This is a genomic window from Kribbella sp. NPDC026596, from assembly GCF_040638415.1.
Taxonomy (GTDB): Bacteria; Actinomycetota; Actinomycetes; order Propionibacteriales; family Kribbellaceae; genus Kribbella.
In genome coordinates this window covers 136,467-151,548 of record NZ_JBEZYF010000017.1, presented here as the reverse complement: position 1 = coordinate 151,548, position 15,082 = coordinate 136,467, and the positions used below count along the sequence as shown (strand labels likewise).

Here is a 15,082-nt window from a genome sequence, read left to right as displayed (position 1 = left end):
CCACCCGCTACGACAAACTCGCCACCATCTACCGAGGCGGCCTCGTCCTACGCGCCATCACACTCTGGCTTCGCGAATAAGGAGACACGCCCTAGGCCACCTCATTTGGGTTGAGGACGTCGGGGGTTCGAGTCCCTCCAGCTGGACCAGGCGCCCGCAGCATGCTTGCTACCGGCCGAGCGGGCGCCACAGACGTGCCCTGCGACGGAAATCCGCACCACATCCGGCGCAGGGCACCGAACGCCCGTGGCTCAACCGGAGAGAGTGCCTGCCTACGAAGCAGGAGGGTGCAGGTTCGAATCCTGCCGGGCGTGCTGTGTGATGTCTCAAGACATCGGCATAGCTCCGAACCTGCATCTAGGGTTCGGGGTTATGTGTTTTGGGGCGGGGTCCGGGCGGGAGTCCGCGGGCCTGGTAGTCGCGGGTGGGGTCGAGGGTGAGTTGTCTGATCAGCTCGCCGGTGGCGGCGTTGATGACGGTGATCTGCAGGTCCTGGACGAGCATCATGACGGGGGTTCGGGCGTGGGTTCGCCCGAGGCCGATGTGGTGTAGTCGCCCGTTCATGCGGAGGGTGACCGAGCCGGCGTCGTCGACGCGGTCGGTGCGGACTCGGTTGTGCGTGTCGGTGCTCCGGTCGGTGGTTGGGGTGGCTTTCGGGCGATCGGTGTAGGCGACCGCCGGGGTGCAACTGTGCGGCAGGGATCGGTGCGGCCGGTGCTGGTTGTAGTACTGCATGAAGGCATCGAGCATGCCCTGGAGTTCGGTGAGCGTGGCCGGCTGGACCGGCTGCGCCCGCAGCCACTTCTTCAGCGTCTGCTGGAACCGCTCCACCTTCCCGCACGTGGTCGGGTGGTTCGGCCGCGAGTTCTTCTGGGTGACATTCAGCTTCCGCAGTTCGGTCTCCAGCCCGTTGCGGCCGCCCTTCCCGCCCGACAACCTCGTCGTGTAGACCATCCCGTTGTCAGTAAGCGTGGAGACCGGGACGCCGTACTGGGCAACGGTTTCGCGGAACGTGGTGAGCACGATCGCCCCGGTGATCCGGGTGTGCGCGGTGACCGCTAACGCGTAGCGGGAGTGATCGTCGAGCCAGGTGATGATCTCCACCTCCACCCGCTGCCCGCCAGCTCCGGCCGGGTGAGCTGGTAGTGGGTGAAGTCGGACTGCCAGCACTCGTTGGGCAGCTCGGCGGCGAACCGCAGGTACGACGACCTGGGCCGCTTCCCCGGATCGGGTACGACGGTGCCCGCGCGGGTCAGGATCCGGTGGATCGTCGCCCGCGACAGCCTGACCTGGTGGTGGTGTCGCAGGTGCCAGCCGAGCGTGTCCGCTCCGGCGTCCAGGCCTTGCTCAGTCAGCTGTTTGCGCAGCTCGAGCACCAGTTCCACCGTCACCGCCGGCGTCGCGCGCGGTGAGGTCTTCGGCCGCCGCGACCGCGCGGCTCGAACACCGCCTCACCCTCCACCGCGTACCGGGCCAGCAGCCGGCTGATCCAGCCCTGCGACACCCCATACGCCCGAGCCACCTCCGACTGCGAACGCCCCGCCAGCACCGCCGTGATCACCAACCGCCGCTTCGACACCCCCGAAACATCGCGCCCCCACACCTATTCCGATGTCTTGAGACACCCCATTCCGATGTCCTGAGCCACAACACTGCCGGGCGTGCTGTGTCCGAAGCAGAAGCGGCCGATGCACCGGGATGTGGCCCCGGAGGAAGCGGGTTCGAGCCCCGTCGGACACCCTCAAGTACGAGCGTCGTACGCCGGCCGCGCGGGCGAGCGCCGTACCGGACGGAACGTCGTACCGACACCGAGATCACCGACCTGGCTGCGCGCGGTCGGGCACACTGGAGGGGAGGAGGAACCACATGAGCGGTGTGATCGTGCTGAACGCCTCGTACGAGCAGCTCCATGTCGTGTCGATCCCGCACGCCATCCGGATGCTCGTCCGGGAGGTCGCCGTCGTCGAGGAAGCGCATGACGGCGCCAGCATCGGACCGTTCCCTCTTCCCCGGGTGCTCCGACTGGTCCGGTACGTGGTGACGAAGTGGCGGTACGCCTCGGGCCGGCTGCAGTACACACGGGCCGGCGTGCTGAGGCGTGACAAGTTCACCTGCGCGTACTGCGGCAAGCCCGGCGCCACCACCATGGACCACGTCGTGCCACGGTCCCGCGGTGGACGCGGTGAGTGGCTGAACGCCGTCGCCGCACACGCAGGGTGCAACGAGAAGAAGGGCTCGCGTACGCCCGAAGAGGCCGGCATGCCATTGCGGTGGCAGCCGTGGATCCCTTCGCGTGCCGAGTTAGCGCTCTGACGCGACCCCATCCGGCGTCGCGAAGGAGTGCGATGCCAGGTGGGCGACGGTGACCCACCCTCGGTTCTGACCCGAGGCCCCGCAGGTTCGAGCCCTGCCCTGGCAGCTGTACGCCGTACTTCGGCGTACGTGACGAGAAGGGGTGGGGAGATGAACGTGGAGTTTCCGGTGGAGCTGAGTGGGGTGAAGGGGTCCACGCTCATGTGGGCGGCCGAGCACGAGGTGGGAGCGCAGGCGCTGCAGCAGTTGCGGAACATCTCGGCGCTGCCGTGGGTGCATGGGGTTCGCGTGATGCCCGACGTACACCTCGGCAAGGGGGCGACCGTCGGGTCGGTGATCGCGATGAAGCAGGCGGTGTCGCCGGCCGCGGTCGGGGTCGACATCGGGTGTGGGATGGAAGGTGTCCTGACCTCGCTGACGGCCGTGGACCTGCCGGACGACCTGTCGGCGATCCGGTCCCGGATCGAGGCGGCCGTACCAGTCGGATTCCGGGCGCATGTGGACCCGGTCGGCGTACGTCGGCTCGGGCTCGACCCGCGGCCGTGGGATCGGCTGTGGGGAGGGTTCACCAGCCTGCACGACGGGGTGCAGGACCGGGAGCGGAAGGCCAAGCAGCAGATGGGTTCGCTCGGCGGCGGGAACCATTTCATCGAGGTCTGCCTCGACGACGAGGACCGGGTCTGGCTGATGCTGCACTCGGGCAGCCGCAACATCGGCAAGGAACTCGCCGAGCGGCACATGCGGATCGCCCGGGGACTGCCGCACAACGCGGACCTGCCGGACCGGGATCTCGCGGTGTTCCTGTCGGGTACGGCGGAGATGGACGCGTACCGGCGGGACCTCACGTGGGCGCAGGAGTACGCGTCACGTAACCGCGCGGTCATGCTCGGGCTGGTGATGCAGTCGGTACGGGAGTCGTTTGAGCAGGAAGTGCGGTTCGAGCAGCCGATCTCGTGCCACCACAACTACGTGGCCGAGGAGCACATCGACGGGCTCGACCTGCTGGTCACGCGCAAGGGCGCGATCCGGGCCGGGCTCGGGGATCTCGGGCTGATCCCGGGGTCGATGGGGACCGGGTCGTACGTCGTCCGCGGGTTGGGCTCGGAGCGGTCCTTCTACTCGGCCTCTCACGGGGCAGGCCGGCGGATGAGCCGCAACGAGGCGAAGCGCCGGTACACCGTCGATGACCTGGTCGCACAGACCGCGGGCGTCGAGTCTCGCAAGGACGCCGGGGTGATCGACGAGATCCCCGCGGCCTACAAGGACATCGAGTCCGTCATCGCCGCCCAGTCCGACCTGGTCGAGGTCGTCGCCCATCTCAAGCAGATCATCTGCGTCAAGGGCTGAAGGGGGCCGCCCGCCGTCGTCAGGGGAGACGGCGGGCGGCGGGCGTAAGAACAGGAGGTAGTGGAGTTTGGGCTGGATCGTCAGGCGGGGGCGGGCGGGCGCGCGGGGACTACCTCCTGTCGTTGGGGACGTGGTGGCGTACCGAAGGACGGGTAGTGGTGGGTAGACGGCCGGGTTGGTGAGCGTGGTTGGGTGAGTGGATCGGCTGGGGTGAGGGGCCACTACCCGTTGTTGTGTACGTTTTGGTGAGGTCCGCCTGTGGGCAGGGGCAGCGGTTTGCTAAACCGTCGGTCGGTTGATGCCGGCTCGCGAGTTCGAATCTCGCTCTCACCGCTGGGCGGTCGGGGAAGACCGGCCGCCCTGCCAGCCCTGTTGGTCTAGTGGTCAGGACGTCCGGTTCTCAGCCGGAAGATCACCGGTTCGAATCCGGTACGGGGTACGTGGTTTTGCGCAGGGCCCGGGTGCCTGGGACTGCGAAGTTCTTCGGAAGCGAAGGGCAGCGGCCGGCGCCTAGGGTCGGTAGCGAGGTGAGCTGGCTATGGAGGAGAAGGCGCGGACTCGGCTGATGAGCGGCCTCGCCGTCGAGGAGCGGCGGCTTGAGGTCGACGGCATCGGTACGACGGTGCTCGAGGGTGGGGACGGTCCTCCACTGCTCCTGCTGCACGGGGGAGTCGAGTGCGGAGGGATCTACTGGGCGCCAGCCATCTCCCGCCTTGCGCAGCACCACCGGCTCGTCGTCCCCGACGTACCTGGCCTTGGAGAGTCCCAGCCGGCCGGTCGGTTGGACCAGGAGACCTTCGCCGGCTGGATGACCGCGCTTCTCCGGCTGACGTGTGCGGAGCCTCCAACTCTGGTCGCGCATTCGTTGCTCGGCACTCTGGCTGCGCGGTTCGCGGCAGGGCACGGCGCGCAGCTGCGCCGATTGGTGATCTACGCCGCGCCCGGTGTCGGGCCGTACCGGATGCCGATCGGACTCCGCGCAATGGCGATCAGGTTCGCGTTGCGACCTTCCGAGGCGAACATGGAGCGGTTCGAGCGCTGGGCGTTCGCCGACCTCGACCGGGTACGACGGCAGGACCCGGACTGGCTCGACGCCTTCACCACCTACACGCGGCGCCGCGCGGTCGTGCCACACGTCAAGCGGACGATGCGCCAACTGGTTGCTGCTGGCACCAAACAGGTCCGCGAGCGGATCGACGTGCCGACGACCCTGCTGTGGGGTGCCAAGGATCGATTCGTCCCACTGGGTCTTGCCCAGGATGCAAGCGCCCGGCTCGGCTGGCCGTTGCAGGTGATCGACGATACCGGACACGTCCCGCACATCGAACGGCCGGAAGCATTCGTCTCCATGCTCGAGGAAGCCACACGAACGCCGAGCTGACCGCGGCGTTGCGGAACATCCCGATCCCCGAGGCCGAACTGGCCGGGATCGCGGCCGGGATCGCGCTGGAGCAGGTGCGACCGTGGAGGCTTCGCCCGGTACGACGATCTGTCGGATACACGATCGTCGCCGCGGGAAGCATGATTATCGCGCGATCGTTGAAGGCAGCGGGGAGCACGGAGCTGGGCCGGCCCCGAGAACTCGTGACCACCGGGCCGTACGGCGTCACACGCAATCCCATGTACGTCGGCTGGGCGTTGCTCCACCTGGGGATCGGACTGGCCGCGGGGTCCGGGTGGGTTCTGACGATGCTGCCGTTGGTCGGCGCGGTGGTGCACCGCGAGGTTCTGAGTGAGGAACGACGGCTGACCGAGCTGTTCGGGGATGAGTACGAGCAGTACTGCGCGACGGTAGGTCGCTACCTTCCCAGGCGATGAGCAGGAGCGCCACCGTTGGAGAGGTGGGGCGGGCTGTAAACCTGTCGCTGCGGCTGAGCAGGTTCGAATCCTGCCTCCTGCACGGCTCGAGGCGAGGATGCCTTGGGCAACAAAACCACGTGACAAGAGAGGAGGACCGGCTATGGCCGACCTCAAGAACAGAAAGCGAGTGCCCGGTGGTAGGACCGGTGCTCCGGTCGAACAGGGTCACGCGATGCGGCGGGTGCTGCTGGCCTGCGGGCACGTGCAGCGCGATCGAATCGCACACCGTGGGGATCACGTGTGGTGCGAGGCCGACTGCTCCGACTGGGTCCGAGTGGTAACGGTCGAGGAGTAACACACACAAGCTGTACGCCGCCATGTTCAGCACCCGGATGGCGGCGTACTAACCCTCTGGTGACGGACTCACACCGGGCTTTCCGAAGGCTCGGGTCCTGGTTCGACTCCGGGCAGGGGGACGGTTGGGTCGTGGTGGACGGAGAGGGTGATGTCGGCGGCCCCGCGGGTCGAGAGGATGCGCGCGCGTACGGCGGTTGCGGAGACGGGCTCGGGGAGCGGTAGCAGGCGGCGGTGGCCGATGGTGGTGCCGGTGGCGATCTCCGTCCACGAGTCGTTGACGAGAGCGTCGACGGCGAAGGACTCGACTTGCTGGCCGGACTCGATGTTCTCGCGGAGGCCGATCACGTTGAAGGTCCCCGGCAGCTCAACCTCGGTGTCGTAATACTCGCGCACCGCGGCACCGAACTCGGCCAGTCGCTCGACATCCGGCGAGGCGAATAACCCGCGGCGGTCGGGTGGGATGTTCAGGAGCAGTACGGCGTTGCGGCCGACCGACTTGCGATAGATGTCCAGGAGTTCCGGCAACGACTTCACCGCTGCGTCCTCAGCGACGTGGTAGAACCAACCCGGCCGGATGGAGACGTCGACCTCCGCCGGATACCATCTGAGTTGGTCCGCCCGAAGCAGTTCAGCAGGGCCAGCAACGGCCGCCGCGCTCTGAGCCGCGACCATCTCGCCGCCGGCGAACGGTACGACGCTCCACTCGGCCTCCCGAGCCAACCCGTCTTCGTTGCCCACCCACCGCACGTCCGGTCCACCGACCGCGATAGTCGCATCGGGCGCGAGCTGCCGAATCAGATCGAACCAAGCCTCATACGCGTAGCCCTGCGCACTGCTCGTCGGATTCGCACCGTCCAGCCAGACCTCAGCAACTGGCCCGTACTCGGTCAGCAGCTCGTACAACTGGTTCAGATAGAAGCGGTTGTAGTCATCGACGTCGTACCGGAACCGCGCACCACCGTGATCCAGCGAAGGGATCTCCGAAGACACCACAGGACTGCCGTTCCCGTAGTACCCACCCGGCGCCTTCTCCTGATACAGATCAGCCGGCGACAGATACAACCCCAAGCCCAGCCCATGCTCCCGGCAAGCCTCCGCCAGCGACGCCAGGACGTCGCCGCGATACGGGCTCGCGGCAACGGTGTGCGGCAGATACCGGCTCGGCCACAGACAGAACCCGTCGTGATGCTTGGCCGTCAGAATCACGCTTTTGAATCCGGCGGACACCAACGTACGAACCCACTGCGAGCAATCAAGCGCCGAGGGGTCGAACACGGCCGGATCGTCGACCCCGGTCCCCCACTCCAGATCGGTGAACGTGTTCGGCCCGAAGTGCACGAACGCGGTCAGCTCCTGCCGCTGCCACGCGACCTGCCGCGGCGTCGGCCGGACCGTCGAGGCCTTGCGTCGCAGATCATCCGGGCTGTCCGACGGCTCGACGTCGACCACCATCAAACGAGAACCTTCCCAGGATTGAGCAGGTTGTCCGGATCGAAGGCCTGCTTGATCCGGCGGTGCAGTTCGAGGCCGACCGGTCCGAGTTCGGTCTCCAGCCAGCGGGCCTTCAGCGTGCCGATGCCGTGCTCGCCGGTGATCGTTCCGCCCAGCGACAGCCCGAGCTCCATCACCGCGCCGAAAGCCTCCAGCGCCCGCACCTCGGCCGCCGGATCGTCGCGGTCGAAGACGACCGTCGGATGCATGTTCCCGTCCCCCACATGCCCAGGGCAACAAATCAGTACGTCGTACTTCGCGCCGATCTCCGCGATCCCCCGCAGCAACGCGACCAGCTTCGACCGCGGTACGGCGACATCGTCGATCAGCGTCACCCCGAGAGGCTCGAGCGCCGAGTTCACCAGCCGGCGAGCCTCGAGCAGCATCCGCGACTCCTCGGCGTCCGACGCTTCAGCAACGTCGATGGCGCCATGCTCCGTGCAGATCGCCGCCATCCGGGCCACGTCCTCAGCGGCGCGCGGACCGCGGTCGGACTGGGCGATCAGCATCGATCCGACATCCTCGGGGAGTCCCATGTCGCGGTAGTTCTGGATGGCATGCAAGGTCGGACGATCCAGGAACTCGAGCAGCGACGGACGCAAGCCCGATGCCATGATCGCAGCCGCGGCGGCGATGCCGTCCTCGATGGACAGGAAGGTGGCCGCCGCGGTCAGCGCCGCCTCCGGCGCAGGCCGCAGCGCGAGCGTCGCCTCGGTGACCACGCCCAACGTGCCTTCGGACCCGACGATCAACCGGGTCAGGTCGTACCCCGCGACGCCCTTCGCCGACCGCCGGCCGGTGCGGACGACCTCGCCCGACGCCAGCACCACCTCCAGTCCACGCACGAAATCCGACGTCACGCCGTACTTCACACAACACAGCCCACCGGCGTTGGTCGCGATGTTCCCACCCACGGTGGACATTTCCCACGACGACGGATCGGGCGGGTAGAACAGGTCCTTCTCCAGGACGGCTCTCGACAGATCCGCGTTCACCACACCGGGCTGAACAACGGCGACCTGGTCTTCGACAGAGACCTCCACGATGCGGTTCATCCGCGCGGTGGACAGCAGGATGCAGCCGTCGATGGCATTCGCCGCACCTGAGAGACCTGTGCGGGCGCCCTGGGTGACGACCGGCACGCCGAAGGATCCGGCCGCAAGCATGACCGCCTGCACTTCCGCGGTGCTCAGAGGGCGAACGAGAACCCTGGGAATGCCCGCAGTGCAGAAAGTCGCGTGGTCGTTGCGATGACTGTCCAGTACGTCGGGATCGTCGACGACCGCCGAATCACCCAACGACGAACGCAACCGCGCGACCAGCGGATCTGAGGTCATCCCTCATCCTGTTCGGCCAGCAGTCGGAGGATCAACTCCGCCCGGCGTACCCGCTCCCGCCCGAGTGCTTCCGCCGTACCGGACAGATGCGCACCGACCGGGTAGATGTTCGGCGCGTTCCGCAGCCCCATCTTCAGGTACACCGGCGCCGCGACCCGAACGATCTCCGGTACGTCGTAGAACCGCACATGACCGCCCTGGTCATCGGGCACCTCGATGTACATGTCGATCGGCACGGTCGTCACCGACCGGATCTCCGCCAGCACCGGCACCGGCAGGTCCGTCGACACGTTCAGGCTCGTCGCGCCCAACCGCTCGTACAACCGGGCGGTCGGTGCGTTCGGCAACGGCATCAGCACCGACGTCTTCAGCACGAGATCCGAAGGCAACTCTCCTTCGATCTTCAGCTGCCCCAGCAACTCCAGTACGCCGATGTCCCCGACCAGCAAGCTCCGTACGCCGAGCTCCACCGCGCGATACGCATCACACAGGGACGCGGCAACCATCTCGTTGCCCCGCGCAACTCCACCGACCGCGGCCGACACTTTGGCCTGCCCGCCGATGTCCCACGCGCCACGCGGTCCGAGGAACAGGCAGACCTCGACGCCGGACGCCGCGCCGAGCGAGAGCATCTCCTCGATCTCGCCGTCGGTCAGCATCATCACGCCGCTGCCCTGCGACACGCGGTCGATGGTGACACCGCGGGTCTTCGCCTCCTCCAGCACCGCGGTCATCACCCGCGGCCCTTCACAGGACGGGATCTCCACCTTGTACGGCGAGCCGTCCGGGAACGTCCGCGTGGACGTCTCGCCGGGGCGGAAGCCACGGTCGGCCAGCAGTGCGTGTGCCTCGCGAAGGTTCATCTGTCACTCCAGGGTCCGAGCCGCCCGGCCGACGTCAGGTCCCGCGCCGTACCGGTGATCTCCAGGTCGAATCGGTCACTTGCCTCGGTCAGCAGGGCCGGCGTCACCATCAACTCGTTCGGGGACAGCGTGTCCTTGATCCGGGCCAGCCGGAGCTCGGACCAGTGTCGCCGGCCGCACATCGTCACGGCGGCGAGAACGGCGGCCTCGTCGTCTTCCATCACCATCGGCAACCGGGACCGGCGCGCTCCGCCGGCACCGGAGGTCAGGGCGTTCACATAGCTCACCCGCAGGTCGATCTGCTCCAGCAGGCGGGCCGGCATCACGTCCGCCATGCCCAAGCCGGACGCGTTCCCGTGCGAGGCCGGGGACAGCGAGTGCACGCTGATCGCCGCGATCGAGGGCGTCTCGAATTCGGGGATCCCGTGCACCCAGCACCGGCCGATCACGTTCGTGTCCATCCCGGCCCCGGACTTGTCCTTGCCCATCTCGTCCACGACCAGTACGTCGAGCTCGTCGAACGGCAACCGCCCGAGCATGCTGGAAGCCCTTTGCAGCAAGGCGGTCTCAGCCGCCTCGGCGATCCCGTCGGCTTCGAGCAGCTCGACCGAGGCCGTCTGCTCCCGCGCGTTCTCGAGGATCGCCAGGCCACCGAGAATCTTGCCCTGCGCAACGACCATCCGGGCGGCGGCTTCGATGTTGGCGCCGAGCGACGGGATGCCGCCGGCGTGCAGCGAGGCGGCGCCGACGTGGTTTCCGAGGCCGATCGCGAGGACCTTGGCGATGCCGCTCTCGATCGGGCCATGGAAGTCGGTGTGCGGTTTGACCCGATTGACCAGCAGTACGCCGTCCGCCTTGGCGGCGATCGCGTCGTGATGGATCTCGGTGCCGTCGGGCAGGGTGCCGACGACGACCGTCTCCATCGTCGCCTCGATCGGGCAGCCGACGGACTCGGGGGTGATGCCAAGGCCGGCAAGCATCTCCCGCTGGCCGTCGGCGGTCGCGCCGCCGTGCGAGCCCATGGCTGGGATCACGAACGGCGCGGCGCCCACTGATGCCAGCCAGTCCACCGCGGCGCGAACCACTGGCACGAGGTCGTGGATGCCGCGGCTGCCCGCGGTCACCGCGATCCGCGCGCCGGGGAGGATCCGGCCGCGCAGGGGTTCCAATGCAGCCAACGCGTCGGCGTACGGATCGGCCGAGACCGGCAGATCCGAGAGGATCCGCCGGATCGGCGTCACCTGCGGGATCACACCGGTCGGCCGCAACCCGCGGACCGCCTCGAAGGGTCCCCAAGAACGCCTCGCTTCGCTCGGCGGCTGTGACTGCGACATCAGTGGCTCTGTCGGGCCACGGCCGAGCCGGTGCGGCCGATCAGGAAGTCCAGGTCGCAGCCCTGGTTCGCCTGCGTCACGTGGTCGACGTACAGCCGCGCCCAGCCCCGATCGGTCGGTGGCGCCGGCGGCTGCCAATCGGCCCGCCGCTTCTCCAGTTCCTCGTCGGACACATCCAGGTGCAACCGCCGGGCGGACACGTCGAGCTCGATCCAGTCACCGGTCCGCACGAGCGCCAACGGCCCACCCACAGCCGCTTCCGGAGTTACATGGAGTACGACGGTGCCGTACGCCGTACCGCTCATCCGCGCGTCCGAGATCCGCACCATGTCGTCGACGCCGATCTCGGCGAGCTTGCGCGGGATCGTCATGTTGCCGACCTCGGGCATGCCGGGGTAGCCGCGCGGACCCGAGTTCTGCAGGACGAGCACGGTGTCCTCGTCGACGTCGAGGTCCGGGTCGTCGACCGCCTTGTCGTACTCCTCGATGCTGCTGAACACCAGCGCCTTGCCGCGGTGCTGCATGAACCGCTCCGACGCCGCCGACTGCTTGATGACCGCGCCGTCGGGGGCCAGGTTGCCCTTCAGTACGGCGGTTCCCGCACCGCTGCCGAGTGGGTCGCCGACAGGACGGATCACCGCAGTCGCAGGCTGCCCCTCCTGACCGCTCCAGTCGGTCCGCTCGGCCCGGGCGACGTTCTCACCCATGGTCTTGCCGGTCACCGTGATCGCGTCGGCCTTGAGCAGCGGCAGGATCTCCCGCATCACCGCGGGCAGGCCGCCGGCGTAGTAGAAGTCCTCCATCAGGTACTTGCCCGACGGCTGCAGGTCCACCAGCCACGGGACGCCCCGAGCCCACTCGTCCATGTCGTCCAGCGTCAGGTCGACACCGACCCGTCCGGCGATCGCGAGCAGATGGATGACGGCGTTGGTCGAGCCGCCGATCGCCGCGTTCGCCCGGACCGCGTTCGCGAACGCGTCGCGGGTCAGGATGTCGCTCGGCTTCAGGTCTTCCTCGACCATCTTCACGATGCGCTGGCCGGCCTGCTGCGCGATCGAGTACCGCCGCGAGTCGACGGCCGGGATCGCCGCCGACCCGGTGAGCTGGAGTCCGAGCGCCTCAGCCATGCAGGCCATCGTGGACGCCGTACCCATGGTCATACAGTGGCCGTTGCTGCGGGACATGCCCGACTCGGCCGCCGCGTAGTCCTCCTCGGACATCCGGCCGGCGTTGCGGTCCTGCGTGAACCGCCAGACCGCCGTACCCGAGCCGATGTCGCAGCCGCGGAATTTACCGTTCAACATGGGACCGCCGGTCACGACCAAGGTCGGCAGGTCGACGCTCGCGGCACCCATGATCGAGCCGGGTGTGGTCTTGTCGCAGCCGGTCAGCAGGATCGCGCCGTCGATCGGGTTGCCGCGCAGCGACTCCTCGACGTCCATGCTGAGCAGGTTGCGGAACAGCATCGCGGTCGGCCGGAGCATCGTCTCGCCGAGCGACATCACCGGGAACTCGAGCGGGAAACCACCGGCCTGCCAGACGCCGCGCTTGACCGAGTCGGCGAGCCGGCGCAGGTGCGCGTTGCACGGGGTGAGCTCGGACCAGGTGTTGCAGATGCCGATCACCGGGCGGCCGTCGAAGACCTCCTCGGAGAAGCCCTGCGCCCGCATCCAGGACCGGTGGATGAACCCGTTGCGGTCCTTCTCACCGAACCAGTGGTCGAAACTCCGCCGCCCGATCGGCGCGTCAGGACGCCCCGGCTCACCGGTAGTCCCGGTCTTCTCGGGGGTCGGCTCACCCGAAACATCAGCCGGGATCTCACCGTCGCGCGGGTCGTTGGTCGGGGGCAGATCAGTCATCGAGACACCTCACCTGTGGTCACGGTCCCGTTCACCCGGCGGCTGATGCCGGCCGGGTTCGAGTCCTTCAGTACGACGGGCAGCACCGCATCGGGAGCGTCCTGGTATGCCACGGGCCGCTGGAAGCGGCGGGTCGCGGTCACTCCGACGCTGGTGTGGATCGAGCCGACTGTCGACGGGAACGGACCGCCGTGGTGCTGTGCCCACGACACCGCGACTCCGGTCGGCCAGCCGTTCCAGAGCACGCGACCGGCCCTTGCCGTCAGCAACGGCAGGAGCTCCGACGCCAGCTCCACATCAGAGTCCTCGGCGTGCAGCGTCGCGGTGAGGTTGCCCTCGAACGCCTCGACTGCCGCACGCAGCTCATCCAGCGAGGAGTACTCGACCACGATCGAGACCGGTCCGAAGCACTCCTCGAGGATCTCGTCGCGGCGGGCGAGCAACTCGGAGACCGTTGTCTGCAGCAACGTTGCGGCACCGGACGCCCAGACCCGGACGCCGTCGACCTTCTGCAGCCGGTCGAGGCCGGAGCCGAAGCCGTCCTTGATCCGGTCGTTCAGCATCGGCGCTTCAGCCACTCCATCGACTGCTGAAGCGAGCTGCTCCTGGAGGCCGTGGCCGGTCGGCAGGAAGAGCAGGCCCGGCTTGGTGCAGAACTGACCAACGCCGAGTGTGAAGGAACCGACGTACCCGGTTGCGATGTCCTTGCCGCGGGCATCGATCGCGGCCTGGGTGACGAAGACCGGGTTCAGGCTGCCGAGCTCGCCGTAGAACGGGATCGGCTCGGGCCGCGTGACTGCGATCTCGTGCAGCGCCTTGCCGGCCGGGACCGAACCGGTGAAGCCCGCCGCGGTGATCCGCGGGTCCTTCAGCGCGGTGACGCCGACGTCGAAGCCCTGGATCAGGCCGAACGAGCCGTCCGGAGCACCAGCAGTCCGCAGTGCCTCGATCATCACCTCGGCCGTACGCGCGGACAGCTCGGGGTGGCCCGGGTGCGCCTTGACGATCACCGGGCACCCGGCGGCCAGCGCGGACGCGGTGTCGCCACCACAGACGCTGAACGCGAACGGGAAGTTGCTGGCGGCAAACACCAGCACCGGGCCGAGCGGCACGAGGACGCGCCGCAGATCCGGCCGCGGCACCGGCTTGGCCTGTGCGTCGGCGGTGTCGATGGTGACCTCGAGCAGCGAGCCCTCGTCGAGCACGTCCGCGAACATCCGCAGCTGACCGGTGCTCCGTGCGACCTCGCCGGTCAGCCGCGCCTCGGGCAGCGACGACTCACGCATCGCGATCGGCACCAATTCGCCGGCCGCCGCGTCCAGCGCATCGGCGACCGCGCGGATCCAGCCGGCCCGGGTGGCGGGCTCGGAGGTACCAAAGGCGGAGGCCGCCGCGGCAGCCGCGACGAGCGCCTGCTCGAGCTCCGCGGGAGTGGTATCGGAGACGGTGCGTGGCGTCGAGCCGGCGCCGGTGTCCGGGGTCATCTCTTTCCCTCCAAGTTCTCGGTTGCCAGGAACGCGAAGGGTTCCCGGCCGGTGGCCACCGTATTCGTCAGGGTGCCGACCCCTGCGATCGTGATCGTGATGACGTCGCCCTCGGCCAGCGCGAAGTCCAGTTCCGGAACGATCCCGGTACCGGTCGCCAGGATCACGCCGTCCGGGAAGTCGTTCGGCAGGAACAACACGTCGATCAGGTCCTGGAGCTCGCGGACCAGCTTCGCGGTCGACGTCGTGTCCGCGAACACCTCGTCGCCCGCGCGCTCGATGACCACGCCGATCTCGAGGTCCTTCGGGTTCTCGACCTCCCAGACCGGCCGGATCCCGGTCGCCAGTGCGCAACCGCCCGCGAACAGCTTGGCCTGCGGCACGTACAGCGGGTTCACGCCCTCGATCGAGCGCGAGCTCATGTCGTTGCAGACCGTGAATCCGACGATCTCGCCGTGACTGTTGGCCACGACCGCGAGCTCCGGCTCGGGTACGTCGTGACCCGAGTCGACCCGGATCCCCACCGGCTCGCCATCGGTGACGACCCGCCAGGCCGGCGCCTTCTGGAACAGTTCGGGCCGGTCCGCGGTGTAGACCTTGTCGTACACGGACTGCTCGGTGCTCTCCTCCATCCGAGCGCCACGGGAACGCTCGTACGTGACGCCCGAGCACCAGACCTCACCGCGCCCATCGAGGGGCGGGAGGAACTTGAGACCGTCGACCGGAACCGCCTCACCGGTCTTGCCGACTGCGGTCTGCAGCTCGGCCAACGGGAGTCGCAGCAACTCCGCGACGCTGTTGACGCCCTCGAGCGGCGCGACGGTGTCGTCGGTACGTACGCCGACCACCGGCCGGCCATCAGGCGACTGGTAACGGACCAAGTGCATGGAAAGACCT

Annotated in this window: 14 protein-coding genes and 6 tRNA genes; 10 read left to right on the top strand and 10 right to left on the bottom strand. The window is 68.2% G+C overall.

Going from position 1 to position 15,082, the window contains the following annotated elements:
- Nucleotides 1-240: 240 nt before the first annotated feature.
- Nucleotides 241-314 (top strand) — tRNA-Arg (locus AB0E63_RS17015).
- A 43-nt stretch (nucleotides 315-357) separates the two neighbouring features.
- Here AB0E63_RS17015 and AB0E63_RS17010 read toward each other — a convergent pair.
- From AB0E63_RS17010 to AB0E63_RS17000, 3 genes are read right to left on the bottom strand one after another with little or no spacing between them, the layout of a single operon-like run.
- Nucleotides 358-1,104 carry an integrase core domain-containing protein gene (locus tag AB0E63_RS17010; RefSeq protein WP_360366379.1) on the bottom strand — a complete coding sequence of 249 codons (747 nt, stop codon included), beginning with the start codon at nucleotides 1,102-1,104 and terminating at the stop codon, nucleotides 358-360.
- Nucleotides 1,059-1,391, bottom strand: a complete 333-nt coding sequence (locus AB0E63_RS17005) for a hypothetical protein (protein ID WP_360366377.1) — start codon at nucleotides 1,389-1,391, stop codon at nucleotides 1,059-1,061. Before AB0E63_RS17005 ends, AB0E63_RS17010 begins: the two co-directional genes overlap by 46 nt.
- Entirely contained in the window at nucleotides 1,388-1,579 is a 192-nt protein-coding gene (locus AB0E63_RS17000; protein ID WP_360366375.1) for a helix-turn-helix domain-containing protein, read from the bottom strand. Before AB0E63_RS17000 ends, AB0E63_RS17005 begins: the two co-directional genes overlap by 4 nt.
- Before the next feature lie 87 nt (nucleotides 1,580-1,666).
- Between AB0E63_RS17000 and AB0E63_RS16995 the strand changes: the two genes are divergently transcribed.
- From AB0E63_RS16995 to AB0E63_RS16955, 9 genes are all read left to right on the top strand, one after another.
- Nucleotides 1,667-1,740 (top strand) — tRNA-His (locus AB0E63_RS16995).
- A 126-nt stretch (nucleotides 1,741-1,866) separates the two neighbouring features.
- On the top strand, nucleotides 1,867-2,313 hold the full coding sequence (locus AB0E63_RS16990; protein ID WP_360366373.1) for an HNH endonuclease: 447 nt from the start codon (nucleotides 1,867-1,869) through the stop codon (nucleotides 2,311-2,313).
- Nucleotides 2,314-2,346: 33 nt separating this feature from the next.
- A tRNA-Gln gene (locus AB0E63_RS16985) sits at nucleotides 2,347-2,419 on the top strand.
- A 95-nt stretch (nucleotides 2,420-2,514) separates the two neighbouring features.
- Nucleotides 2,515-3,660 carry an RtcB family protein gene (locus AB0E63_RS16980; RefSeq protein WP_360366385.1) on the top strand — a complete coding sequence of 382 codons (1,146 nt, stop codon included), beginning with the start codon at nucleotides 2,515-2,517 and terminating at the stop codon, nucleotides 3,658-3,660.
- Between the two features lie 244 nt (nucleotides 3,661-3,904).
- Nucleotides 3,905-3,993: transfer RNA gene (locus AB0E63_RS16975), tRNA-Ser, on the top strand.
- Between the two features lie 33 nt (nucleotides 3,994-4,026).
- Nucleotides 4,027-4,099, top strand: a tRNA-Glu gene (locus tag AB0E63_RS16970).
- Between the two features lie 99 nt (nucleotides 4,100-4,198).
- A complete protein-coding gene (locus AB0E63_RS16965) occupies nucleotides 4,199-5,041 on the top strand; it encodes an alpha/beta hydrolase (RefSeq protein WP_360366371.1) in 843 nt (280 codons plus the stop codon).
- Nucleotides 5,042-5,049: 8 nt separating this feature from the next.
- On the top strand, nucleotides 5,050-5,478 hold the full coding sequence (locus AB0E63_RS16960) for an isoprenylcysteine carboxylmethyltransferase family protein (RefSeq protein ID WP_360366369.1): 429 nt from the start codon (nucleotides 5,050-5,052) through the stop codon (nucleotides 5,476-5,478).
- A tRNA-Tyr gene (locus AB0E63_RS16955) sits at nucleotides 5,479-5,560 on the top strand. It begins immediately after the preceding gene.
- Nucleotides 5,561-5,883: 323 nt separating this feature from the next.
- Here AB0E63_RS16955 and AB0E63_RS16950 read toward each other — a convergent pair.
- Genes AB0E63_RS16950 through AB0E63_RS16920 form a run of 7 tightly spaced genes read right to left on the bottom strand, consistent with a single transcriptional unit; the run spans nucleotide 5,884 to nucleotide 15,072 of the window.
- Complete coding sequence (locus AB0E63_RS16950; protein WP_360366367.1) at nucleotides 5,884-7,269, bottom strand: alpha-L-fucosidase; 1,386 nt, start codon at nucleotides 7,267-7,269, stop codon at nucleotides 5,884-5,886.
- Complete coding sequence (locus AB0E63_RS16945) at nucleotides 7,269-8,645, bottom strand: FAD-linked oxidase C-terminal domain-containing protein (protein ID WP_360366365.1); 1,377 nt, start codon at nucleotides 8,643-8,645, stop codon at nucleotides 7,269-7,271. The genes AB0E63_RS16950 and AB0E63_RS16945 overlap by 1 nt, the downstream gene beginning before the upstream one ends.
- Nucleotides 8,642-9,508, bottom strand: a complete 867-nt coding sequence (locus AB0E63_RS16940) for a U32 family peptidase (RefSeq protein WP_360366363.1) — start codon at nucleotides 9,506-9,508, stop codon at nucleotides 8,642-8,644. The genes AB0E63_RS16945 and AB0E63_RS16940 overlap by 4 nt, the downstream gene beginning before the upstream one ends.
- Nucleotides 9,505-10,842: a DUF2088 domain-containing protein gene (locus AB0E63_RS16935; RefSeq protein ID WP_360366361.1), complete on the bottom strand. Its 1,338-nt coding sequence runs from the start codon at nucleotides 10,840-10,842 to the stop codon at nucleotides 9,505-9,507. Before AB0E63_RS16935 ends, AB0E63_RS16940 begins: the two co-directional genes overlap by 4 nt.
- The gene (locus AB0E63_RS16930; protein WP_360366359.1) at nucleotides 10,842-12,701 is read right to left on the bottom strand and encodes an IlvD/Edd family dehydratase; all 1,860 of its coding nucleotides are present in this window, start codon (nucleotides 12,699-12,701) and stop codon (nucleotides 10,842-10,844) included. The genes AB0E63_RS16935 and AB0E63_RS16930 overlap by 1 nt, the downstream gene beginning before the upstream one ends.
- Nucleotides 12,698-14,185, bottom strand: a complete 1,488-nt coding sequence (locus AB0E63_RS16925; protein ID WP_360366357.1) for an aldehyde dehydrogenase (NADP(+)) — start codon at nucleotides 14,183-14,185, stop codon at nucleotides 12,698-12,700. Before AB0E63_RS16925 ends, AB0E63_RS16930 begins: the two co-directional genes overlap by 4 nt.
- Nucleotides 14,182-15,072, bottom strand: a complete 891-nt coding sequence (locus AB0E63_RS16920) for a fumarylacetoacetate hydrolase family protein (protein WP_360366355.1) — start codon at nucleotides 15,070-15,072, stop codon at nucleotides 14,182-14,184. The genes AB0E63_RS16925 and AB0E63_RS16920 overlap by 4 nt, the downstream gene beginning before the upstream one ends.
- Nucleotides 15,073-15,082 lie beyond the last annotated feature (10 nt).

Bases quoted from the DNA above. Each gene is read 5' to 3' on its own strand.
- AB0E63_RS16990 (WP_360366373.1), top strand. From the start codon at position 1,867: ATGAGCGGTGTGATCGTGCTGAACGCCTCGTACGAGCAGCTCCATGTC.
- AB0E63_RS16980 (WP_360366385.1), top strand. From the start codon at position 2,515: ATGTGGGCGGCCGAGCACGAGGTGGGAGCGCAGGCGCTGCAGCAGTTG.
- AB0E63_RS16965 (WP_360366371.1), top strand. From the start codon at position 4,199: ATGGAGGAGAAGGCGCGGACTCGGCTGATGAGCGGCCTCGCCGTCGAG.
- AB0E63_RS16950 (WP_360366367.1), bottom strand. From the start codon at position 7,269: ATGGTGGTCGACGTCGAGCCGTCGGACAGCCCGGATGATCTGCGACGC.
- AB0E63_RS16945 (WP_360366365.1), bottom strand. From the start codon at position 8,645: ATGACCTCAGATCCGCTGGTCGCGCGGTTGCGTTCGTCGTTGGGTGAT.
- AB0E63_RS16940 (WP_360366363.1), bottom strand. From the start codon at position 9,508: ATGAACCTTCGCGAGGCACACGCACTGCTGGCCGACCGTGGCTTCCGC.
- AB0E63_RS16935 (WP_360366361.1), bottom strand. From the start codon at position 10,842: ATGTCGCAGTCACAGCCGCCGAGCGAAGCGAGGCGTTCTTGGGGACCC.
- AB0E63_RS16930 (WP_360366359.1), bottom strand. From the start codon at position 12,701: ATGACTGATCTGCCCCCGACCAACGACCCGCGCGACGGTGAGATCCCG.
- AB0E63_RS16925 (WP_360366357.1), bottom strand. From the start codon at position 14,185: ATGACCCCGGACACCGGCGCCGGCTCGACGCCACGCACCGTCTCCGAT.
- AB0E63_RS16920 (WP_360366355.1), bottom strand. From the start codon at position 15,072: ATGCACTTGGTCCGTTACCAGTCGCCTGATGGCCGGCCGGTGGTCGGC.